This is a genomic window from Collinsella sp. HCP3S3_D1, from assembly GCF_052064015.1.
In the GTDB taxonomy this organism is placed as follows: Bacteria; Actinomycetota; Coriobacteriia; order Coriobacteriales; family Coriobacteriaceae; genus Collinsella.
In genome coordinates, this window is record NZ_JBQHWK010000004.1 from 92,347 (window position 1) to 114,997 (window position 22,651).

Here is a 22,651-nt window from a genome sequence, read left to right on the forward strand (position 1 = left end):
CCCCGATGGGGGTACTCGAGCGCAATGTGCGCGATGACGTGGGGCAGCCGCTGGGCAATGCTCCAAGTGCAGACAGTAGGAGACAAATGGATATGTTTGAGGACGAGTGCCAGCGCGCCTCGTGGCGTCGTCATGGAGCGATTGCCCGCGGCATAGCCAAGCGCGGTCTGGTGGCGTTCCTGGCTTTTGCCATGGCTTTTGGCACCACGCCGGCGCAACTCTGGGCCGAGGGCGCCGAGGGCATCGCCGAGGCCGTGACGCAGACTGCGGAGACGAAGTCGGCGGAGGAGCAGGCTGCCGTCGAGGGTGACGCCGATGCTGCCGGTACGGATGCCGCCGCGTCTTCCGGTACCGTTGCGACCTCCGAGCAGTCGAGCACACCGCAGCCGAGTGCTGTCCAGAGCGCAGCGGGGAGCAGCGCCGTCGCGGTGCAGAGCGATGACGCACTTACGATTTTCTCTCTAACGTTCGAGAACCTATCGACCGGCGAGCAGTCTTATGTCGGTTACACTACGTCGGATACGATTTTGGTCCATGCCTTTCAAAAAGTTAATGGGGCTAGGACCGAAATTGATTCATCCGATCTCAGTTATCAGTGGCAAGAGGGTCCTAAACAGAGCAGGAAAGACTCGGATTACACCGATATTCCCGGCGCTACTGAGCAGACCCTAAAGCTTGCCGAGTATGCCGGTAAGTCTGTCCGTTGCGTGGTGACACCTAAAGCGGGTGGCGACTCATATGCTAATCGCGGGACGACTCTGGTCACCGCCGCCGATAGCGTCAGTGTTTCGAGCGTCACCCTCGATAAGAGCGGTAAGGTTTACGCCGGAGATGTGATTTCTGCAACGGCGAAGTCGGGTACAACGGACGTCTCCGCGGACTCTCGCGTTTCCTGGCAGTGGTACTACGGCGACTCGAGTTCCGTTAGCGCTTGCACCAATAAAATCACTGGGGCAACGAGTCGTACTTTTACGGTTACGGCTGACCTGTTTGGCAAATACCTCGTTGCCAAAGCTACGAGCGCTTCTGGCGAGACTACTCCTTACGTTGCCGTTGGTCCTGTTTCGGAGGCTGGCGCGGTCGAGCTGTACGGCGTTACGGTCGAGGGCGCTTCTTCTACTGGGGCCGTGCATGTGGGCAACGTGCTCACGGCTAAGGCGACCAAGGGCAACTCTTACACGAACGTTGGATCTACCGATACCGTTCACTATCAGTGGCAGTACGCCGACGCCAAGTCGACGTCCGACGCCGCGTTCAAGAATATCGACGGTGCCGCCGACTCTGCCAGCTATACGGTTGCGGCCGATATGGTGGGCAAGTACATCCGCGTGATCGCCACGAGTGAAAACTCCGTTAAGAGCACACAGAAGAAGTACTACGGCAGCACCACCTCGGTTGACCCCGTGGGTCCGGTGACGCTTGCCGGTCAGTACACGCTTAAATCTGTCGAGCCGGCAGAGGCTTCGACGGCTACGCTCAACGTGGGCACGACGCTTACGCCCAAGGTCCGTATCCCCGACTCTTCGAGTTGGTCGGATTCCGCTCTGCCCGATGACGCCAAGCTGACCGTCACCTGGTATGCCAAGGGCGCCGATGACGCTAATTGGACCAAGGTCACCGATAACCTTGACGCCTCCACCGGTGCGCTGACTATCACCGATGCGCTTGTGGGCAAATCCCTCAAGCTCGAGGCCTCGGCGCTCGACAACACCGTTACGTGGACCTCTAAGGACACGGTGCTGCCGGTGGGGGAGTATAACCTGCTGCGCGTCGTGAGCACGCCTCAGCTCCAGAGCAAGTCGACCAACCTTGTCGCGGGCGATAGCGTCTCTGCCGATGTGTACGCTAAGCGCGTCGACGGCTCGACCACTAACGGCTCGACCACTAACGGCGTTAAGCTTTCTGCCGACAGCGCCGATATCTCTTGGTATGCGGCCGACGCCTCCGATGCGGCGGATGATGATTGGACTAAGCTCGAAGTAACGGGTGCCAAGATCCAGGTTCCCGATGCGGCCGGTAACAAGTACCTTAAGGCTGTTGCTGCGAGTGGCTCTTCCGAGGTCGAGGTCGTCTCGGCCAACAAGGTCATCAAGGCCGGTTCGCTCGAGGCTGCTGTTCAGAAGCTCAGCGATAAAAACGCGCTGATAAGCGTCGCCTACAGTGCTGATGGCGGTAACGTCAACGACGCGTTGAAGGCTCAGCTCAAACAGCTCGGCTTTGATGATATCGACGTTAAGACTAAGACCGCCAGCTTCAGCTCTTCGTATGAGGGCGCTGAGGTCGGCATCTCCTCTACGTACGATAAGACTAACGGCGATGTCACGTTCTTCTATCTCGATCCCAACGCGTCTAGCGGCTGCAGCATTGACCAGCTGCGTCGCGCGAGCGTTACGTTCGTGCTCTCGCGTGATGGCAAGTCGGTTGAATACAAGCCGACTAAAACTGTTGAAATCGCTTGGAACGAAGGCAAGCTTCAGGACCTGCTCGACAACGCCGCCGAGCAGCTTTCCATCGGCTATGCCACGGGCGATACCGCCGAGAGCGTTACCCAGAATCTGACGCTGCCATACAGGGCGGGCGCCAACAAGAAGTTCTCCGTCGAGTGGACGAGCTCCGATACCGATGCCCTGTCTGTTTCGGGCAACGGCTGGGACGACTACACGGGCAAGGTCGCGCGCAAGTCGAGCGACCGCGAGGTCACGCTGACCGCCAAAGTCTCGGTGTTGTCGAACGTCTCCGATGTCAAGGTGACCGGTGGGGCCACGCATGCCGTTACTGTCAAGGGCGACCCCGATAAGGTTGCATCCGACAAGGCCGACCTGCAGGCAAAGGTCGATGCGGCCTTTACCTACGACAATATCAAGTACTACGGCACCAAAACGGTTGCCGACAAGGACGGCCTAACCGCCGACCTGCAAATGCCACAGCCCAAGAACCTTGGCGTCGACGGCAAGTATTACAAGGTCGAGTACTCCGCCAGCACCGATGACATCACGTTTAACGGTTACAAGGGTACGGTCTATCAGCCGCTGCCTGGCGCCGAGGCAGCGAAGACCAAAGTCACCCTTACGGTGACCGATAAGTCCAACGCCGAAGTCACGGCAAGCAGGACCCTCGACTTTGCGATTTCTCCGCAGAATCAGGACGAGCTCAATGCCGAGTTGTTCCACCTTAGCCTTGCGAAGTCTTCGTTCTACTTGGGTATTCTTGATGGCCAAAATGCCTCCAGCGTGACGGGCAACCTGCATGCACCGCTTAAGGTGTATGGCCAAGGACTCGGCGTTAACTGGTGCTATTCCACCGAAGAGGCTTCGGGACATTACGGCTTCGTGTTTAGTGAGCTCCCCGGTGGCACGGAGAACACCTATCGTTTGCTCAAGTCGAGCAAACCGAGGGTTATCGCGCATGAGAACCTTATCCTCACTCAGCCCGAATACAACACGAAAGTCACGATTAGCGCCCGTCTAAAGAGCGAACGTTTTGCCCGTTATGCCGAGCGCTATCCCGACAACTCGGACTACGCGGTGCTTGCCGGCTTGGATGTTTCTGCGACGGTAAACGTCAAGGGAACGACGGGGCTCGACAACCCGAACGAGGGCAAGACCATTACGGTGACGGCCAAGGTCACGGGCGTCTCTGCAAGTGATGCCGACGGCAACTACACCGAGCAATCGGTGGTGCCCTTGACCGAGCTTACGCTTCCCGCCGACGATGACACGACGGCCGAGTCGGTACTCGAGCAGCTTATGACGGCTGCCGGTTGTACGAACCTTGAGGCAAACGCCTTGGGTCTTACGAGTGCGACGATGCCCGATGGCCGCGTGCTGGGCACAACGAGCGCCGCGCCGTACAGCTTCTGGTCGTTTTACGTAAACAATGGGTTTGCGAACTTCGGCGCCTCGAGCTATTGCCTTAAGAACGGTGATTGCGTCGAGTTCCGTTATGTTAAGGGTGACGGCACGCAGAAGCCCTCGACGGCTCCTGCTACCAATCCCGGAACGGAGCATCCCGATGTCGATGCGGCATGGAATGGTTTTGCGAACGGTGGCTCGGGATCCTCGACGGACGCCCTTACGCCTACAACAAAGACAGATACGCCTTCTTGGGCGCTCAACCTTTTAACCGAAGAGCAGCAGAAGGCAGGCGCAAGCGCCTCTGCGTCTGACCCCATTGTCGCGAACGGAAAGGTGTACCTTGTCACGGGCGCTTCGGTATGGGGCGGAAAGACGTGGAATGCCGTTCTGAATGAGATCGACCCCGAGACGGGTTCCGTCGTACGCTCGCTTGAGCTTGGCTCTTCCATGGATAGCACCTGCCGTCCCGTTATTGCGCAGGGCATCATTCTGATTCCGCTTTCCGGTGGCTATCTGCAGGCTGTTTCGGCGAAAACGTTTAAGACGCTGTGGTATTCCGATGCCTTCGCTATGCAGAATCAATCTTCGTTGACCGTTGACGGCGACTACGTCTATATCAACACCCTTGATTGTTGGTCTGCCAATGGCAATGATGTGCAAAACGGTACGGTCAGGCGCATCAATATTCACACGGGCGCCATCGCCGGTAGCGCCTCCGTCACTGACGGAGGTTACTACTGGTCTGGCGGCCTGATGGTAAATGGCTACTACGTTGTCGGCAGCGACTTCGGCCAGGTGCGCGTGTATTCCGCCGATCTGTCGAAGCTTGTCGCCTCGTTTAAGCTATCTGGTGGCAATATCCGCTCGGCGCTTACCGTCCACGATGGCTATGTATACGCCGTTACGCGCGATGATGGCACGTTGCACAAGCTGACTATTGGTTCGGATGGCTCTATTACCGAGGCCGGGAAGGTGCAGTTTGCCCCATACTCGACTTCAACGCCCGTGTTTAGCGGCAAATATGCCTTTATTTGCGGTGCGACTGCGAACAATTGGAAGGCTAAGGGCCTGCTTTCGATCATCGACCTTTCCGATATGAGCGTGAAGCAGATTACGAAGGCCGATGGCGAAGAGCTCGGCTTCGAATCGAAGAGCACGCCGCTCGTCTCGACGCGTGATGGCGAGACGTACGTGTACTTCACCCTGAACGGCGCCAAGGGTAACTGGCCTAATTACACGAGCGGCGGCGGCGTGTACATGTACAGGCTGGGCGATGCCGAGGCGACCGAAGTGTTTGTTCCCGGTTCTGGTTATGCAAACTACTGCATGGCGTCGGTTGTCTGCGACGAGTTCGGTAACCTTTACTACACGAACGACTCAGGTCACTTGTTCTGTGTGAAGTCCCAGGCCCATCGCGTTAAGTTTGATGCTCGGGGCGGCTCTGCGACTGGCGATCAGACGCCTGCTTCTGGCTCGACCGTCACCAAGCCGGCCGATCCGACGCGTGAGGGCTACACCTTTGGTGGCTGGTATACCGATGAGGCTTGCACAAAGGCGTATGACTTTAGTGCCGCGGTGACGGCCGATATGACGCTCTACGCCAAGTGGAACAAGAATGCCGTTACCCCTGGCGGTAACGGCGGCTCTGGCTCCAACGGCTCCAATGGCGGCTCGGGTAATGCCGGTGCTGGTTCTGGCTCCGGTAACGGCACAAATGGCCAGCAGACTGGCGGTGCTGTTGCTCCGGGCCAGAAGCCGGTGTCCACCACGACCACGACCGAGACCAAGGACGGCAAGGATTCCAAGAAGGATTCCGACAAGTCCGACAAGAAGGACGGCAAGAAGTCTGACGAGAAGTCCGGCAAGTCCAGCTCCAAGTCCGATACGGGCTCGGCTGCCGCGACTACCGCTAAGAAGTCCGCTGAGGCTCTGGCACAGGAGTCTGGCTTCAACCCGCTCGCCATTGTCGGCGTAGCGGCCGGCGTGATCGGGCTTGCGGTCATTGGCGTGTTCGTGTTTACCAAGCGTCGGTAGGTGAGAGCTGTGTCCAATAAACCTCAGGATGCCGACTCCAAGCAACCCGACACGTCGTTCATTCAGCTCGACGATGCTAAGCAAAAGGGCGCCGCCTCGGCGGCGTCCGCCTCTCGGCGCAAGGCGCTGCTTGGCTCTCTGACGGCCGTCTGCATCGCACTGATTGTCGTCTCGCTGGGCTTTGTTCACCCTTCTGCCAGCGGCGCCTGGTCCATCGATTGGATCGCTCGGGCCGTGGCGGGGAGGAGCGTTGCCGACTCTGGCTCTATCGCCTCTCGCAAGACGGAGACAGTGGGCTCCTCGTCTTCCGACGCTGTGGACTCCGAGTCCAAGGATTCGAATGAATCGGATTCCAAGGACGCTTCCGAGTCTTCGGACGAGAAGTCAGACAAGGATTCGAAAGAGAAGAAGTCCGAAGACAAGGGCGGCAAGAAGTCCAACAACGCGTCTGCCGGACAGGGATCCGAATCCGCTGGTGGATCGAGTTCTTCTGACGGCTCCTCTTCGGGCGGCGGCTCGGTGCCTGGCGGTGGGTCTGTATCCAACGGCGACAGCGCCTCTGCTGGCAATCAGGGCGGCTCGCAGCAGCCTGGCTACATTACTGTGACGGTCTCTGTGACGTCGAGTGCCGTGGGTAACCCGGTGTCTTCTGGCGGTACGTTCACCTTCAACGAGGGCGCTACGGCCTACGATGCTTTGTGTGCACTGGGCCTTTCCGTAAATGCGCACGGCTCATCGTACGGCACGTATGTCGCCGCTATCGGCGGCCTGGCCGAGAAGGAGCACGGCGGTACGAGCGGCTGGATGTACTCCGTTAACGGTGTGACGCCTAACACGGCGTGCAGCAACTACGTTCTCTCCAATGGCGACAGCGTCGTCTGGTATTACGTAACGGGCTAAATGCCTCGACATAACATGCCAAACGGACGGTTCGGACAAACACCCGAGCCGCCCGTTTTTATGCGAATGGGGCGTCGTTTCCCAATCGAGGCTCAACCGGAAATTGCATCCCACCCTAAAGGTGAATTCCGGGACACAGTTTCCGCTAGGACGGCGTTGCGGAAGCTGCATCCCATTCTGAGGCTGCAATCTGGGATACACTTTCCGGAACGGCGTTCATGGGGAAACTGCGTTCCATTCATGCACCGTAGCCCTCCTTCCTCGGCAGACTCTGCAAACAAAAAACCGGCTGGAACGAGAATTCCAACCGGCTGCGAAGCGAGATTATGTTGAGCCGTCTACGACCGTGCGCCCTCGAGGAAAAAGCGACGGCTAAAGTAGTTGTACCAGGTGACCAGGAACGTGGCGATGGCCTTCATGGCCTGGTAGCCGATGCTCAAAAACGTGACGCCCACAAACATGTACAGGTCGTTGAGGCCCAGACCGATCACCGACAGGATGGTAAAGATCGTGAACTCGCGCTTACGGCTCATGCCCTCGCGATGGTCGAACACGTACTTCATGCTGAGCCAGTAGTTAACCACGACGGACGTGGTAAACGAGACCGTCGTGCTCATCAAAAAGTCGAGGTGGAACAGCTCGACGAGCGCAATAAGCATGCCCCAGTCGACGCCAAAGGAGATAAGACCCACGACAGCGAACTTGAGGAACTGCTTGGTATGAGGTTGTGCCAGCGCGTTGCGCACGTAATCACATCCAATGCGTTGATGAATCGAGCAACGAGATACTTTAGAGCTTTTGCATGGCAAACGTAAGGTCTTTGGCAAGAACTATACGAACTCGCCAAATATTCAAGTGGAAATCCGCAAACGCTGCAAATCTTCCCGTAAACGAGCAAGGCCCAGGCAACGCTACGTTCGACGCGCGTCATCCGCAGGTCCCCGTAGTGCAACGAGGAGGCCGAGCTATTTGGTCTGCTCGCCCTCTAGGAAGATCTTTCGCGTTACAAAGTTGTAGACCATGACGAGCGCGGTAGCGCAAATCTTGGCGATATTGGCCTCGAGGCCCAGGCCGGCGTTGAGGGCAAGCACGATGCCGTCGTTGAGCGCCAGGCCAATAACGGATAGCACGACAAAGATGATGAACTCGCGGCGGCGGCTCATGCCCTCCTTGTGTGCAAACACGTACTTCATGCTCGCGACGTAGTTAAAAATGAGCGAGACGATAAAGCCGCTGGTGTTGGCGATCAAGATGTTGAGGCCCAGGCCGTAGTGGAGCAGATTCATGATGCCAAAGTCGATGACGGTGGCAACGACGCCGACGACGCCAAACTTTATGATCTGCGCAAGGAGCTTTTGCATGGTACCTGCCTTAGGGTGGCGCCGGGGCGCCGCGGGGATGACAAACCTAGCAAGTTTAACCAATCCCCGCAGGCGGGGCTAGGCGCGCTCCTCGATAGCACCGTTTCTATATGCATCGAGGAGCTGGCGCAGGTCTTGGATCTGACTGCGAATCTTGACGCCGGTATCGGTGTCGCTCACCATGCGGCGCCGGTCGGCCTCGTCAAAGCGGTTGGTCTCGCTCTCGATATCGATGTTGCGGGTGAGCGCCTCGGCAACGCTGGTAAAGGCCTGGTGCGACTTGAGGCGGCATCCGCGCGAGCTCGAGATGAGCGTGTAACCGGCGATGCCCGTTTTGGGGTGGTAGGCGCGACAGAAACCTCCGTCGATGACCAGCAACTTTCCGTTGGCGCGGATGGGCTGCTCGCCCTTGGTGGTCTTGACGGGCGTATGGCCGTTGATGATATGGCCCGTCGGCGAGCAAGCCATGGGGGCGACGCCAAACTCTCGCATGATGTCGTCGCAAACGGACGAGGACGTGGTGAGCGTGTAGTACGGGTCCATCGGCTCGACCCACGTGCTCTTGTCGGCAATGTAGGCGCGCTCGAAGGTGCGCACCACGCGTCCGCTGGCGGGTGAGTTAAAGCCGATCCACAGGTACCACATCCAGTCGAGGGCATCGCGGTCGCCGACGCGCCAGGCGCGGCGGGCGATATAGTCGCAAAAATCAAAATAATCGCGGCCGGCGTGCCAGGTACCCAGGCAGTTCATGCTGCTAAAGGTGCCGTCTTCGTTGAGCGGTACGCAGCCGTGGAACAGCAGATTGCCGTTGGCGACCTTATACATGGAGCCGTGGGTATAGAGGAAATCGATGTGGCGATGCAAGTGATCGGCGGTGACAAATTCGGACACGAGCTTGTCGATGATGTGCTGCTCCTCGGGCGTGAGCGTGTAGGGGTCCGCCGGATCGACGGTGGGGAAGTCGTTGGTCGTGAGCGGCCACACGCTGCCGTCGGCGAGGGTGACCGTGCCGGTGTCGTGATCGACCTTGTCGAGCAGAAGACGGTCGGCCATGTCGAACTCGGGGTGGCGCTGGATAATCTGGCCCTCGAGCTTAAAGAGCAGAACGTTGATGGCTTTGATGAGCGGGCTGATGGGCTCGCCGGCGGTATAGGTAGCGTTGGCAAAGGCGACAAGCTCGCGCAGCGAGATGCCGTAGTCGTTCTCGAGAATCTCGTAGTTGTCGTAGCGCAGGTTGTTGCGTAGCACCGTGGCGATGCAGGCAGGCTCGCCGGCAGCGGCGCCCATCCACAACAGGTCGTGATTGCCCCACTGAATATCGAGCGAATGATAGGTGAGCAGGCGGTCCATAATCTTGGCCGCGCCGCCGCCGCGGTCGAAGATGTCGCCCACCAAGTGCAGGTGGTCCACGGCGAGGCGCTTGATGAGTGAGGCGAGCGACTCGATAAAGTCGTCGGCGCTGGCGGTCTCCAAGATGGATTCGATAATGCGCTCGTGATAACGCACGCGGTAGTTGTTCTCGTCCGGATGCGTGTGCAGCAGCTCGTCGATGATGTAGGCGTAATCGCGCGGGATGGCCTTACGTACCTTGGAGCGGGTGTAGCGGCTCGAAAGCGAGCGGGCAACCACAATGAGCTGGTTGAGCATGGTCTTGTACCAGGTGGGCGAGTCCTCGTGCCGGCTGCGGACCAGATCGATCTTCTCGCGCGGGTAGTAGATGAGCGTGCACAGCTCGCCCTTTTCGTTAAAGGAGAGCGTGTCGCCAAAGATTTCGTCGACATGCTCGCGCACGACGCCCGAGCAGTTGTTGAGGATGTGCATAAAGGCTTCGTACTCGCCATGCACATCGCTCATAAAATGCTCGGTGCCCTTGGGCAGGTTGAGGATGGCCGAGAGGTTGATGATCTCGGTGAATGCGGATTGCTCAGTGGGGAACTGTCTCGACAGCAGGCGCAGATACTTGAAGTCTTGCGGATTGCGATCGAATGCGACCATGAAACACCTTCCGATGTGGTTGGTAAAACTGATAAACAGCGTCAAACGTTTATCAGTATGCGCCGCTTTTGTTTCGATTGGGGTTAGGAGATTGAATTGTTGGCCGAACGGTTTGCTAAATCGATTTAGTCGAGGTAGATATGGCGGTTGAGTGGAGACGTAGGGTCGTTTTTGCAGGCGCATACCTCCGGGATCGCTAGAGATGATGGCGGTAAAGATGTTCACTACCTTTGGTTCAATTTGGTAAATAACGGACATTTGTACCGTATTCACGCATGCTGTGCGATAATTTGCGCAGCAATGAGTAAGGAGCCTCATATGAGTGATTTTGTCCTGACCTGTGAATCCGCCGCCGATCGAACCCGTGAGTTCTTTGCGTCGCGCAATATTCCTGTCGTGTGTTTTCATTACGAGATCGACGATGTTGTCTATACGGACGATCTGTATCAGTCGATTACGCCGGACGAGTTTTTTGCTCAGATTGCCGCGGGCGCCATGCCCAAGACGTCTCAGGTGAGCGTGGGTGAGTACGAGGAGTTTTGGGAGCCGTTTATTGTCGAGGGTAAAGACGTGCTGCACCTGACGTTATCGTCGGGCATTTCGGGCACGTATGGATCGGCCTGCGTTGCGGCGCAGATGCTCGCGGATCGCTATCCCCAGGGCGGCAAGGTGCGCGTCATCGATTCGCTGGCGGCGTCTTCGGGCCTTGGCCTGCTGGCGGAATGTGCCGCCGACGTTCGCGATGGCGGCGCTTCGCTCGACGAGACGGCCGCTTGGATTGAGGAGCATAAACTCAACCTTCACCACTGGTTCTTCTCGACCGATCTGTCGAGCTACCTGCGCGGCGGTCGCATTTCGGCCGCGAGCGCGATTATCGGCACGGCACTCAAGATTTGCCCGCTTATGACGGTCGATTGCGAAGGTGAGCTGGCGCCGCGTGAGAAGATTCGCACCAAGAAGCGTGCGATTTCCGAGATGGCTAAGACCATGATGGCACACGTGCAGGGCGGTGCGGATTATTCGGGTAAGTGCATCATGTCGCACTCGGCGTGTCGCGAGGATGCCGAGGCAGTTGCGGCGCTGATCGAGGAACAGGTTCCGCAGCTCAAAGGCAAGATTGAGATTAATGACATCGGTGCTCTGATTGGCTCGCATACCGGACCTGGTACGGTGGCGCTCTTCTTTATGGGCGACAAGCGCGTGGACTAACGTTTGTGGGCTGGCTGACGGTTTTAACGGCTACGCCTGTCCTCCTGACATTTGATAACAGAAAAAGGCCCGTCCCGTTGTTTGCGGGGCGGGCCTTGCTGTTGCGGCTAGCGTTTCTTTCCACGGAAGAAGAAACCGTGTAGCGAGGGCTTGAGTCCGCGATTGGCACGACGCTCCTCGATATGATCGTGGATCGAGGCGACGCGCTCGATGACCTCGTCGGGAATCGGCACGTCGGGATTCATGTTCTCGACCTGGCTGACCTCGGCGGCGGCGACCTGGTCGATAATGGGCACATCGTCGCGCGAGATGACAGGCGTGGCGTCTTCCTTCATCTTGCGGTAGCGCTCCATCATGTCGGTTTGCAGCTGCTGGGCCGAAGGCGGCGTCCAGATGATAGCGTTGGCGCCGGCGGCGATGGTTTCGCGGATGCTCTCGGGCGTCTTGCCACCCGGTGCGATGAGCGGCAGGCTGGGATAGTGCTCTCGCAGCTCGCGTAGGACCTGGGGTGTGTTTTTGCCGGCGGCGATGTTGAGGATCTTGGCCCCGGCGCGCACCTTGGCGTGGGCATCGTCATCGCAGCGAACGACCGTGGCGATGACGGGGATGTCGGCGATGTTGGTGATGTGCTCGACCATCTCGGCGGTAGCGGGGGAGTTGACCACGCAGCCCGCCGCGCCTTGCATCTCGGAGACGGCCGCCATCTGCACGGAGCGCTTACCGGTGGTGGTACCGCCGCCAACGCCCACAAAGACCGGGCACTCGGCAACAGTCAGCAGCGCCTGCGTAATGGCGGGCTGCGGCGTGAAGGGGTAGACGGCAAACACGGCGTCGGCATTGGAGTTGCGGATGACCGCCACGTCGGTGGTGTAGATGAGCGATTTGATGCGGCGTCCAAAGAGCGTAAAGCCGCTGGCCTCCTCGATCTCATCGGGCATGCGGAGGGCCGCCTTGCGCAGGCGCCCGTCGATGGGCAGCGGCTCCATGGGCAAAAGGCCGCTGGGGGTTACAGCCACCTGGGGCTCGGTAAATTCGTCCGCAAGCTCAACCTCTGAGAAATCGACCGAGGCGACGATGTCCTCGTGAACCTCGGCGGGAACATCGATGGGGGCTTGGTCGTTCGTCGCGGCGGGCGTGTCGAAGGAGCTGGTGGCGACAAAAGCGTCAACACGCTCGTTCAAATCGTTGAGAGAATCCATTGCGGTCCGTTTCTATAATGTGCGGTCGGCAGCGTGCGACCGGCGCTACGTTGCTAAAACGTTTGACGAGTTGATTTTTCCCCGCCGCGCCATCCGTTAGACTGAAGGGCCGCGAACGTGAAGGAGCTGTGGTGGCGGGAATCGAGGTGCTATCTTGGATGTCCCGTATACAAAAGAGAGGTGACGCGGTATGGAAATCTCGACATTATTGGGCTCGATTGGCCTATGTGTGGGCGCAATCGTAGCCGCCGCGGTCATCTACTTTGTGGTTACGGCCATTAAGGGCAAAAGAGCCGAGCGCAAGGAACGCGAGGCACTTAAGCAGCACCGTGACCAGCAGGACAGGCGCGCACGGAGATAGCTTGTTGAGTTGGTCCGTGCGCTAGCTGCGTTTTCGGATCAGAGCGATGTAGAAGCCCTCAAAGTCGCGGCTGGGCGGGATGGTCAGCGTGCCGGGCATGCCGTTGGCGACGGTCGAGACGTGGCCGGTGGCGATGGCCTCGGTGAGGGCGTTGAACTCGATATGCGGCTTGTCGCCGGCATCCTGGGCGCGACGCGCTTCGCTTTCGCTCGGCGTGCCGTCGAGGGGGATGAGCTCGCAGTCCATGTGTTTGTCGAGGGCCTCTTGCAGGGCGTCCTCGTTTTCCTGCGGCAAGATCGAACAAGTCGAATAGACGAGCGTGCCGCCCGGCTTGAGGGCGCCCATGGCGCGGTCCAGAAGCGTGCGCTGCGAGCGGGCGCACTTGCAGAGCAGCTGCTCGGTCAGGCCGCGCAGGCTTTTCTCGTTGCCGCTGATGACGGTGCCCGTGCCGGTACAGGGGGCGTCGAGCAGGATGCGGTCAAAGCGGAAGAATTCGTTGAGCTCGCGTGCGTCGATGCGCATGACGGGAACGTTTTTGGCGCCCTGGCGGCCCAAGTTGGCCTCGAGCTTTTCGGCGCGGGGAATGCTCATCTCGCAGGCGGTGAGGTGCGCCTGTCCCCGGGTAAGGGCGGCGATCTGCGTCGTCTTGCCGCCGGGGGCCGCGCACATGTCCAGGATATCCTCGCCGGCCTGAGCGCCCAGCACCAAAGGAGGCATCATGGACGACAGGCTCTGCAGATAGATTTTGCCGTTGCGGTAGATGTCGAGATCCCACAGATCGGATACCTGGGCCTCGGGCAGGATGAAAGCGTCCGGGTACCAGGCAACGGTTTGGTGGGCGATGCCGGCTGCGTCGAGCGCGGCGGCGATGTCCTCGGCGGTCGCCTTGAGCGTGTTGGCGCGCAGCGTGACCGGTCGCGTGGCTGCGGCGCCAAAGCCTTCGATTATGAGCTCGGCATTGGCAGGCGCATAGGCGCCGGCGACCGTGTCGACCAGAAAGCGCGGCAGGTCGGCGGCGGAGTGTTGGGCGGCAAGCTGGTCGGAAAGCTCGGTAGCGGCAAACTGCCTAAGCTTGAGCTCGGGCTTAACCTGCTTTTTCTGCTTACGACGACGCGGCTTAGACATCCGTCTTTCCTTCCCATTCCATTAAAAGTAGTCAATTTGGGACGGGGCTATTTTGGCTGCCCGTCCGTTTCGGCAGGCGTTGCAGTTAAATTTGGGACGGGGTAGCTAAAATAGCCCCGTCCCAAATTGACTAGTCTGCCTTGGCGTTTGTCTAGTACTGGCTCTCGTGCTTGCTAAAGAAGTCGAAGCGCGGGGGCAGCGGCTTTACGCGGTGCTCGCCGGGCTTCTCGCCCAGGCTCTCCACAAACTCATCCGTGGAGGCAAAGATGTTATCCCAGCTAAAGAAGGCGACCGGGTCAACGTCGAAGTACTCGCAGATGAGCTCGCAGCCGGCCGGCACAATACCGTGCATGAGCACGGTCGCCACGCGCAGCTCGGTGAAGGCGTCGACCAGTGCCTGCGTCATTGCGGCGTTTGCCTCGCTACCCTCGAGCTTGTTGGCAGCCTTGGAGGCATCGCTCCAGCGCTTGTTGGCGGCACGCAGGTAGTCGTCGCACACGGCGAGCGCGCGGTGCGTCTCGAACTTGTACATGGCCTGCTCAAAGGCGAGAGCTGCCTGCTCGGCGGCTTCGACCACGGTGGCGGAGGCGGCACCGGCGGGGATGCAGCCGTTGCGGTAGGGGCTCTCGTCGCCCTCCTTGACGGCGACGCCGTAGAAGCAGCTGCGGGCCAGGCGGTTGAACACGCCGGTCAAAAGCGCGCTCTCCTTAAGGGCCGGGTCGATAACGCGCTTGTCGTCGCAGGCGCGCACCTCGTTGCCGTCCTTGTCCTTGCCGGTCACGCGTGTGTCATATGCCTTGGGGCTAAAGCTCACCGGCTTCTCGGACAGGCCGAGCGACAGCCAATGCGCACGCATCTGCTCGCAGGTGTAGTGGTTGAGCAGGTCGTCTGCAGGCGGGGGAGGCGTCTGCGAGGACGAGCTGGCCTTTTTGCCCATGTAGAGCAGGTGATAGCAGGCGCTGACGGTGCTCTGCGTGAGGTTCCAACCCAGGGCCTCCCACATGGCGGTCTGCGCGATGCAGTAGAAGTAGATGTTGTCCTGACCGATAAACTGGTAGATCTGTGCGTCATCCGAGCACCACCAGTCGCGCCAGTCGAGCGAGCTGTGCTGGTAGGTGGGCGCGGGGACCTGCGTGGAATCGGCGGCGGGCTCGCCCATAAGGGCGGCGTCCTGGGCGGCGACGCCCTCGGTCACTCCGGCGGCGCGGGCGTCGCGGGCGAGCACGGTGCGGGTGTAGCTGATGGGCGCCCACAGACTCTCGGGCCAGCACCAGCAGGTGACATCGGTCACGCCATCGACCTCGGGCACCGGAACGCCCCAGTCGATGTTGCCGGTGATGCGGAAGGGCACGAGCGCCTTGCCGCTACGGAAGCGCACGCCGCCGTTGGCGAGTACCGCGTGGGCGTCGTCGCGCTCCTTCCAGCTGGGGAAGGTGACGGTAAAACTGCTCTTGTTGCCCTCGGGCTCCAGCACGGTGTGCTCGGGGAGCTGGTCCTCGACGGCGTCGAAGGCCTCGCGGAACTTATTCTGGATGTAGAGCTGTGCCGGCAGCAGCCACTCCTCCATGGTCTTGGAGACCACGGAGCGAACCTGCGGGTTCTGGGCGAGCTTGGCAGTATAGGTCTTCATAAAGTCGAGGTAGGCGGGCAGGTCGAAGTAGAGGTTGTCGACCGGGCGCAGCTCGGGCACCTCGCCGGTGAGCTGGCTCTTGGGCGCGATGAGCTCCTCGGGCTCAAACTGGTGGCCCAGGTCGCACTCGTCGGCATAAGCCTTCTCGGACTTGCAACCTTGGATGGGGCAGCGGCCGATGACTTGGCGACCGTTGAGGAACGTGCCGGCCTTGGCGTCGTAGAACTGCAGGGTAGAGCGCTTGGAGATGGTGCCCTGCTCGTGCAGGCGCTCGATAATCTCGGCGGTCACCTTGTTGTGAATCTGCGCCGCCGGCTCAAGGCCCGAGCCGCCGTAGATATCGCAGCTGATGTTGTAGTTGTTGAGGGTCGCGGCCTGACGAGAGTGATTGGACTCGACATACTCGCTAATGGACTTATCGTAGCCCTCGTTTTCCTTGAGCTTGCGGTAACTCTCCATGATGGGCGAGCCGTAGCAGTCGGTGCCCGAGGTGAAGATGACGTTCTCGCGGCCCAGGCGGTCGCGCAGGAAGCGGGCGAAGAAGTCGGCCGGGACAAAGACGCCGCCAACGTGGCCAAAGTGAAGGCCCTTGTTGCCATAGGGCTCGCCGGCGGTTACGATGGCGCGGCGAGGCCAGCTGGGACGGTCGTTCATGGAGTATTTGGATGCCATGGGACTCCTTCGCATATGGTAAGAGCGTGGCCGGGCGCGGGGCTCGGCGACGCGGTGGTCAATTCGTGCATATCGTTCGACATTATCGCACATGCGGACGGGTACGTGGCAGGGGCGCTATCCTAAGATGCTATGAATGAGATTTCCAACATACATGCGTTTGAAGACGAGGATTTCCTGCACGCTTGCTTTGTGTGGGGGATGGCCGTGCTTGGCGCATTTGCCGTGTGCCTGGTGCCGGTGTTTATGCTGCTGGGTGGGCCCGCGGACTTGGATGCGGCTGACGCGGGTGGCTGGACGGCTGTCTTAGGCTGGATAGTTGGCTTGGCTGCGGTTTCGGCGGCGTCATTTGCCGTGCACGAGTTGGTGCACGGCGTGTTCTTTAAGCTGCTGGCTCCTGCGGGCGCGCAGGTGACCTTTGGGGCGAACCTCGAGACATGCATGATCTATGCCTGCGCCGAGGGCGTTGTGTATTCGCGCCGGCGGTACATGGCAGTTTGTCTGGCGCCGACGGTTGTCGTGACGACAGCGTTTACCCTGGGGTTTGCGTTTTCGGGCTATCCGCTGCTGTGCTACCTGGCGGCCGGCTTGCATTTGTCGGGCTGTGTGGGCGACTGGTATTACGTGCGGACCATTTTGCGCGACCGCCGCATTGTCGCCTGCGAAGATACGTCCTTTGGCGTTCGCTTTTTTGGTCAGTAGTCTTTTTGGGACGGGGCTATTTTGACTACTTTCCTGTTGATGCAGGTATTTGGAACTGCTTGACGTTAAAAGTAGTCAAAATAGCCCCGTCCCAAAAAGACTACCCTGGGCAAAGATTGGGAGGAGATGTCCATGAAGCCGTTGCTGTTGCACGCGTGCTGTGCGCCGTGCTCGCTGGAGCCGGTTCGTCTGCTGCGTGAGGAGGGGTTTGAGCCCACGATTTGCTGGACCAACCCCAATATTCAGCCGCGCGATGAATGGCAGCGCCGCTTGGACGAGCTTCGCCGGTGGTGTGCCGATGGCGACATCGAGCTCATCGAGGCGGGGGAGGACCGCGAGCGCTGGGAGGCCGGCGTGGCCCCGCTGGGCGCCGATCGACCCCGTCGCTGTCGTGCGTGCTATGCCCTGCGCCTGGCCGAGGCATGCCGTGTGGCCCAGGAGCGCGGGTTTGAGTTTGTGGGCACGACGCTCGCCGTCTCGCCGTATCAGTTGTTTGACACCTGCAACGATGTGTTGGAGCGCTTGGCGGCGGCACATGGTCTCGCCCCGGTGATTCGCGATTTTCGCCCGTATTATCCCGAGGCCACGCGTCGTTCGCGCGAGCTGGGTATGTATCGGCAGAACTATTGCGGCTGCCGATTCTCGGCCGTCGAGGCGGCCATGGACCGCGCCCGCATCCGCGACGAGCGCAAAGCCGCCAAAAAGTAGTTCTTTTGGGCTGGCAGCCTGCTAGGATGTAGAGCGGATTTTAGCTATATAAGGAGTATTCGACGTGTCTATGCGTACCGATGATTTTGACTACAACCTTCCTGAGGAACTGATTGCCCAGGCTCCTGCCGAGCCGCGCGACTCCTGCCGCCTGCTGGTGGTGGACCGCAAGGGCTCCCAGGCGGGAACGCCGCTGGAGCATGGCGGCACCGTCGAGCACCGCATCTTCCGCGACATCATCGACTATATCGAGCCGGGCGACGTGCTCGTCATCAACCAGACGCGCGTGATGCCGGCCCGCCTTATCGGTCGCAAGGCCGGCTCGGGCGGCGTGGTCGAAACGCTGCTGCTCAAGCGCCGCGAGGACGTGGACCCGCTGGGTCACGTTTGGGAGTGCTTGGTCAAGCCGGGCAAGCGCTTAAAGCCCGGCGCTCAGATTGAGTATCGCGCCGGTGGCGCCCATGCGCCCGAGGGCGCGCCCGTGGTGCTGACGGCCGAGGTCGTCGACTTTGTCACCGATAGCCGCGGCGGCCGCCTGGTGCGTTTTGAGCCAGCCGGTTGCAATGCCGCCGGCGAGCCGCGCACGCTCGATGAGGCTATCCATGCTGCCGGCCACGTGCCGCTGCCGCCCTACATTACCGATTACGAGGGCGATCCCGAGAAGTACCAGACCGTCTACGCCATGAAGGAGGAGCACTCAGCTGCCGCTCCCACGGCGGGCCTGCACTTTACTCCCGAGCTCATGGCCGCTATCGAGGCCAAGGGTGCGAAGTTTGCCGCTGTCGAGCTCGAGGTGGGCATCGATACCTTCCGTCTGGTGGAGGAGGACGACCCCACGCAGCACGTGATGCACACCGAGCGCTATCACGTGTCGCAGGAGGTTGTCGACGCCGTGCATAAGGCTAAGGCCGAGGGGCATCGCGTGATTGCTGTCGGTACCACCGCAGTCCGCTCGCTCGAGAGTGCGTTTGACGCGGACGCGCCGGTGTCCGATCCGGCTGTGACGGCGCGCTATTTTGAGGGCCGTAAGGACGGGGCCGACACGCTCGGCCGTGGTGACATCGTGGCGCGCGAGAACGCGACAACGCAGCTCTACCTCATGCCCGGCTCGACCTATCACGTGGTCGACGCGCTGATCACTAACTTCCATGTTCCGCGCTCCACACTCATGATGCTCGTGAGCGCACTTGCCACCCGCGATCAGATCATGGATGCCTATGCCGCCGCTATCGAGCAGCGCTACCGCTTCTTCAGCTTTGGCGACGCCATGCTCATTTGTTAGTTACGCGGTTCTACGAACCGCGTAACTGCTCGACGCTGCGCGGGCCGCATTTGGACAATCTGACGTTCAACTTCAAGGGCGCGACCAGAAGGTCAGCGCCCTTTCGTTTCACGTCACCTTGCCTCAAATGCGACCCGCTCGCTGTCCGCGCCAAAACATTGGCGTTGCCGTGGTTCAACCTGCCAAAAAGGGACAGGTTTATTTTGGCAGGTTTTATCTGGGCAAACGTTGTTGGTGCGATGGGGACTGTTTTATATGCACCAAGTTGGTGCAAAGTAGCCTGGCCCCTTTGCACCAATCAAAACGTTGCGGTGAGTGTTTTTTGGCAGCTGGTTTACTTGCTCGCGAACAGCCAGATTAGGACAATCACGAGGATTACGGCGACAATGCAGACGATTGCGCCGGTGAATTTGACGCGTGAGTCACGGGTGCGCTCGCGCACGTCGTTCTCGGCGGCTTCGAGCTGAGCCACTTCGCGCTCGGTTTCGGCGCGCTCGGCCTTATCGCGAGCCAGGGAGCCCGCGAGCGATTCGGTGATCTCGGGATGGTTGTGCACCTCGGTCGCCTGCTCGATGATCGACTGCGCATGCGCGACGTCCGCCTGGGCATTGGCGATAGCCTGCTCTTGCTCTTGACGCGCTTTGTCCTCGGTGACGATCTTCTCGCGTAATTCGCGCTGGCGCGTTGCAGCGGCCGCCTTTGCGGTCTGCAGCTCGTCGCGCGCGGCATCGGCCTCGGCCGTCACGGCCTGATGGGCGCGCTTGGCGTCGGCGATGGGGGCTTGCGCCTGCTCGACGGCGTGCTCGGCGGCTGCGAGCGAGTGCTCAAGATCGGCGGTGATGCGCGGGACATCTTCCTCGGCTTTGCGCAGGGCATCAGCCGTGTCGGAGATCTGCATCGAAAGCTCGCTGGTGCGCACCGTATAGTTGGCGGGATTTGCCGAGGGATTGCGCTGCAGCTCGGCATACTCACGGCGCAACGTTTCGAGTTGAGCACGCGTGGCGTCGACGGTTTGCTGCGCTGCGGCAACGCCGGCGTCGCGCTCGGCCTGTACCTTGTCGCGGATGCGCTTGGAATCTTCGAGACGTCGTACGAGGCGGTTACCGGTCTCGCGCGAGCTGGCTTCGAGCGCTTCGACGGCATCGAGTGCGGCTTTGAGACGCCGCTCGGTGGCGTCGTCCTCTTCTTTTATTTGTTCGAGCTGCGCTTTGAGCTCTGTTGTCTTGGCGGCATGGGTATCGCGGCCGATTTCTGCCGCCGCGGCGGCCTTTTGTGCCGTGTCGATAGCGTGGCGCTGGTCGGCGACAATCTGGTCGTAACGCCCTGCGATATCCTGGCGCGTCTCGAGCTCCTCGGTCTGATCGGAAATGCGCTGATCAAGTTCGGCCAGGTGGGCACGAGCGTCCGCGAGCGCCTTCTTTGCGGCGTTCATCTCGCGCATGGCAGAGGCGCCCTGGGCGATAAAAGTGCCTACGGCGTTTGCTGTATTTGAGACGGCGGTTCCCAGATCGCGGCTGGCTGCAGGGGCGTGTGGAGCGGTCGGGTGACCGGCGTCGGCCGTACCCGCATCGGGCGCCTGCGACGTGGCGATATTGCCGGTGCCACCCTCGATCACGGAAAATCCGGCAGTGTGCGGGTCAACTGCATCTGCGCCAATTGTAGGGTGCTCGAGCTGTAAGAACGAAGGTACGGTGCTGCCTTGGTCGGCAACGGGGGTCTCGCCAGGCACGAAGGTCGATGCGGCCTCGGCGGCCTTCTCTTCTTCGGCGTCCACATCGGCGTCGGCCACGGCGTCTTTCATTGCTTTGACGGCATCCATCATGGAGTCCATGACGGCATCGAGCTCTTCTTCCGAAGATACCTCGATGGGGCCTGCCGCCTGTGGCGCGGGGTCCGCGTCGGGCTCGGCGTCGTTCGACTCCGGTTGCTCGCCTTCGTCATGCTCGACAGTATCGCCTGTGTCTGTTGCCTTATCCGCACCGGCGTGCGCATCTTCGGCGGATGCATCGACGGAAGCGGCGACGCAGGTAGGAGTGCTGCAGTCGTCGACGGCGTCTGCGGAATCATCAATATGCTGCTGAGTCTGGGGGTCCAGCTCGTCTGTCATAGGCATGTGCTCCTCATCGTTGATTGTCACCCTATGATAAAGTCTCGCGCCGGCATCCCGCGCGCCGCAGCAAAGTTTCAAAACGTGTTCGATGGCTCGCTTGGATAGCAAAAATTCGGCCGCTCTATTCAGTTTGCGCTTGACATTCCCTTCTCCGAAAGACGTTATGCCGTTCACCTGCCGCGGTCTTTATAATGGTTTGCGTATGAACCGCAACCAAGGAGTTCCAGTTTATGGACCAGAGCCTATTTAAATTCGACCTGATCGCCGAGGATCCGACGACGCATGCGCGTGCCGGCGTGCTGCACACTCCGCACGGCGACATCGAGACGCCGATCTTTATGCCCGTGGGCACCAAGGCAAACGTCAAGGGCATTCCTACCGAGACTGTCAAGCAGCTCGGCGCCCAGATCGTGCTCGCCAATACCTATCACCTGTCCATGCGTCCCGGCGAGGACACCATCGCCGAGTTGGGTGGTCTGCACAAGTTTATGAACTGGCATGGCCCCATCCTCACTGATTCCGGCGGTTTCCAGGTGTTCAGCCACAACGACGCCGTCAAGCTCACCGACGAGGGCGTGCGCTTTATCGTCAACGACTACGACGGCCGCCACGTGTTCTGGACGCCCGAGGACAACATGGAAATCGCCATGAAGCTCGGCTCCGACATCTGCATGCAGCTCGACCAGTGCCCGGGCTATCCCGCCACGCGCGCCTACGTTGAGCGCGCCGTTGAGCTGTCGAGTATGTGGGCCGAGCGCTGCTATAAAGCTCATACCCGCGACGACCAGGCGCTCTTTGGCATCGTTCAGGGTGGCATGCATCTGGACCTGCGCCTGCGTTCGCTGCGCCATCTGGAGGAGTGCGGTGACTTCCCCGGTTACGGCATTGGCGGCTACTCGGTGGGCGAGGACCACGAGACCATGTTTGAGACGCTGGCACCGCTCGCGAGCGAGTACATGCCCAAACATAAGCCGCGCTACCTGATGGGCGTCGGCAACCCGACGACGCTCGTGCGTGGTGTAGGCGTGGGCATCGACATGTTCGACTGCGTGCTGCCGACGCGCACCGGCCGCATGGGGACGGCGTTCTCGAGCGAGGGTCGCCTTAACTTCCGCAATGCCCGCTTTGCGCACGACGACGGCCCCATCGATCCCACCTGCACCTGCCCGGTGTGCACGGGCGGCTACAGCCGTGCGCTCATTCGCCACATGGTCACGCAGAAGGAGATGCTCGGCGGCATTTTGCTTTCGATGCACAACATCTACTACCTGCTCAACCTTATGAAGCGTGCCCGCCAGGCCATTATCGAGGGCCACTACGGTGCGTTCGTGAGCGACTGGATGAACAGCCCCGCGGCAGTGGATTACTAAGAGCTGCGGGTGCGCTTACGGGGGCGCTCGCGCGGTGTCGAGGCTGCGTGCCAATCGACCGTGCGTAACCGGCGCCGGGCATCGCATGCGTCGGCATCGGTTGCACGACCTCTGACCGATGCCTTGCAAGCGTTTGATG

15 protein-coding genes are annotated in these 22,651 nt (G+C 60.3%); 8 read left to right on the forward strand and 7 right to left on the reverse strand.

The window, feature by feature from the left end; genetic code table 11:
- Window positions 1-5: 5 nt before the first annotated feature.
- Together ACTNDJ_RS02155 and ACTNDJ_RS02160 are read left to right on the forward strand one after the other, a co-directional pair.
- Window positions 6-5,888, forward strand: a complete 5,883-nt coding sequence (locus ACTNDJ_RS02155) for an InlB B-repeat-containing protein (protein ID WP_441057675.1) — start codon at window positions 6-8, stop codon at window positions 5,886-5,888.
- Between the two features lie 9 nt (window positions 5,889-5,897).
- Window positions 5,898-6,788, forward strand: a complete 891-nt coding sequence (locus ACTNDJ_RS02160; protein ID WP_441057678.1) for a DUF4430 domain-containing protein — start codon at window positions 5,898-5,900, stop codon at window positions 6,786-6,788.
- A gap of 338 nt (window positions 6,789-7,126) precedes the next feature.
- Here ACTNDJ_RS02160 and ACTNDJ_RS02165 read toward each other — a convergent pair whose 3' ends face one another.
- The 3 genes from ACTNDJ_RS02165 to ACTNDJ_RS02175 form a co-directional block, all read right to left on the reverse strand.
- Window positions 7,127-7,534, reverse strand: coding sequence for a GtrA family protein (locus ACTNDJ_RS02165; protein WP_370450581.1), 408 nt, complete (start codon window positions 7,532-7,534; stop codon window positions 7,127-7,129).
- Window positions 7,535-7,753: 219 nt separating this feature from the next.
- A complete protein-coding gene (locus ACTNDJ_RS02170) occupies window positions 7,754-8,149 on the reverse strand; it encodes a GtrA family protein (protein ID WP_427728966.1) in 396 nt (131 codons plus the stop codon).
- Window positions 8,150-8,227: 78 nt separating this feature from the next.
- Complete coding sequence (locus ACTNDJ_RS02175) at window positions 8,228-10,144, reverse strand: fructose-1,6-bisphosphatase (RefSeq protein WP_441014877.1); 1,917 nt, start codon at window positions 10,142-10,144, stop codon at window positions 8,228-8,230.
- 318 nt (window positions 10,145-10,462) lie between these two features.
- On the opposite strand from ACTNDJ_RS02175, the gene ACTNDJ_RS02180 reads away from it, so the two are divergent.
- Window positions 10,463-11,353, forward strand: coding sequence for a DegV family protein (locus ACTNDJ_RS02180; RefSeq protein ID WP_441083256.1), 891 nt, complete (start codon window positions 10,463-10,465; stop codon window positions 11,351-11,353).
- Window positions 11,354-11,460: 107 nt separating this feature from the next.
- On the opposite strand, the gene ACTNDJ_RS02185 is transcribed toward ACTNDJ_RS02180, so the two are convergent.
- The gene (locus ACTNDJ_RS02185; protein ID WP_427728970.1) at window positions 11,461-12,552 is read right to left on the reverse strand and encodes a hypothetical protein; all 1,092 of its coding nucleotides are present in this window, start codon (window positions 12,550-12,552) and stop codon (window positions 11,461-11,463) included.
- A gap of 190 nt (window positions 12,553-12,742) precedes the next feature.
- On the opposite strand from ACTNDJ_RS02185, the gene ACTNDJ_RS02190 reads away from it, so the two are divergent.
- A complete protein-coding gene (locus ACTNDJ_RS02190) occupies window positions 12,743-12,913 on the forward strand; it encodes a hypothetical protein (protein WP_154515803.1) in 171 nt (56 codons plus the stop codon).
- A gap of 21 nt (window positions 12,914-12,934) precedes the next feature.
- On the opposite strand, the gene ACTNDJ_RS02195 is transcribed toward ACTNDJ_RS02190, so the two are convergent.
- Both ACTNDJ_RS02195 and ACTNDJ_RS02200 read right to left on the reverse strand, forming a co-directional pair.
- Entirely contained in the window at window positions 12,935-14,038 is a 1,104-nt protein-coding gene (locus ACTNDJ_RS02195; RefSeq protein ID WP_441057684.1) for an RsmB/NOP family class I SAM-dependent RNA methyltransferase, read from the reverse strand.
- A gap of 151 nt (window positions 14,039-14,189) precedes the next feature.
- Window positions 14,190-16,340, reverse strand: coding sequence for a methionine--tRNA ligase (locus tag ACTNDJ_RS02200; RefSeq protein ID WP_441057687.1), 2,151 nt, complete (start codon window positions 16,338-16,340; stop codon window positions 14,190-14,192).
- 132 nt (window positions 16,341-16,472) lie between these two features.
- Between ACTNDJ_RS02200 and ACTNDJ_RS02205 the strand changes: the two genes are divergently transcribed.
- From ACTNDJ_RS02205 to queA, 3 genes are all read left to right on the forward strand, one after another.
- Window positions 16,473-17,042 carry a DUF3267 domain-containing protein gene (locus ACTNDJ_RS02205; RefSeq protein WP_427719827.1) on the forward strand — a complete coding sequence of 190 codons (570 nt, stop codon included), beginning with the start codon at window positions 16,473-16,475 and terminating at the stop codon, window positions 17,040-17,042.
- Window positions 17,043-17,174: 132 nt separating this feature from the next.
- Window positions 17,175-17,750 carry an epoxyqueuosine reductase QueH gene (locus tag ACTNDJ_RS02210; RefSeq protein WP_441057691.1) on the forward strand — a complete coding sequence of 192 codons (576 nt, stop codon included), beginning with the start codon at window positions 17,175-17,177 and terminating at the stop codon, window positions 17,748-17,750.
- A 70-nt stretch (window positions 17,751-17,820) separates the two neighbouring features.
- Complete coding sequence (queA, locus tag ACTNDJ_RS02215; protein WP_441083258.1) at window positions 17,821-19,032, forward strand: tRNA preQ1(34) S-adenosylmethionine ribosyltransferase-isomerase QueA; 1,212 nt, start codon at window positions 17,821-17,823, stop codon at window positions 19,030-19,032.
- A 334-nt stretch (window positions 19,033-19,366) separates the two neighbouring features.
- On the opposite strand, the gene ACTNDJ_RS02220 is transcribed toward queA, so the two are convergent.
- The gene (locus ACTNDJ_RS02220; protein WP_441064238.1) at window positions 19,367-21,139 is read right to left on the reverse strand and encodes a hypothetical protein; all 1,773 of its coding nucleotides are present in this window, start codon (window positions 21,137-21,139) and stop codon (window positions 19,367-19,369) included.
- Between the two features lie 233 nt (window positions 21,140-21,372).
- On the opposite strand from ACTNDJ_RS02220, the gene tgt reads away from it, so the two are divergent.
- Window positions 21,373-22,512 (forward strand): tRNA guanosine(34) transglycosylase Tgt, encoded by a 1,140-nt coding sequence (gene tgt, locus ACTNDJ_RS02225; protein WP_441064236.1) that lies wholly within the window; start codon window positions 21,373-21,375, stop codon window positions 22,510-22,512.
- Window positions 22,513-22,651 lie beyond the last annotated feature (139 nt).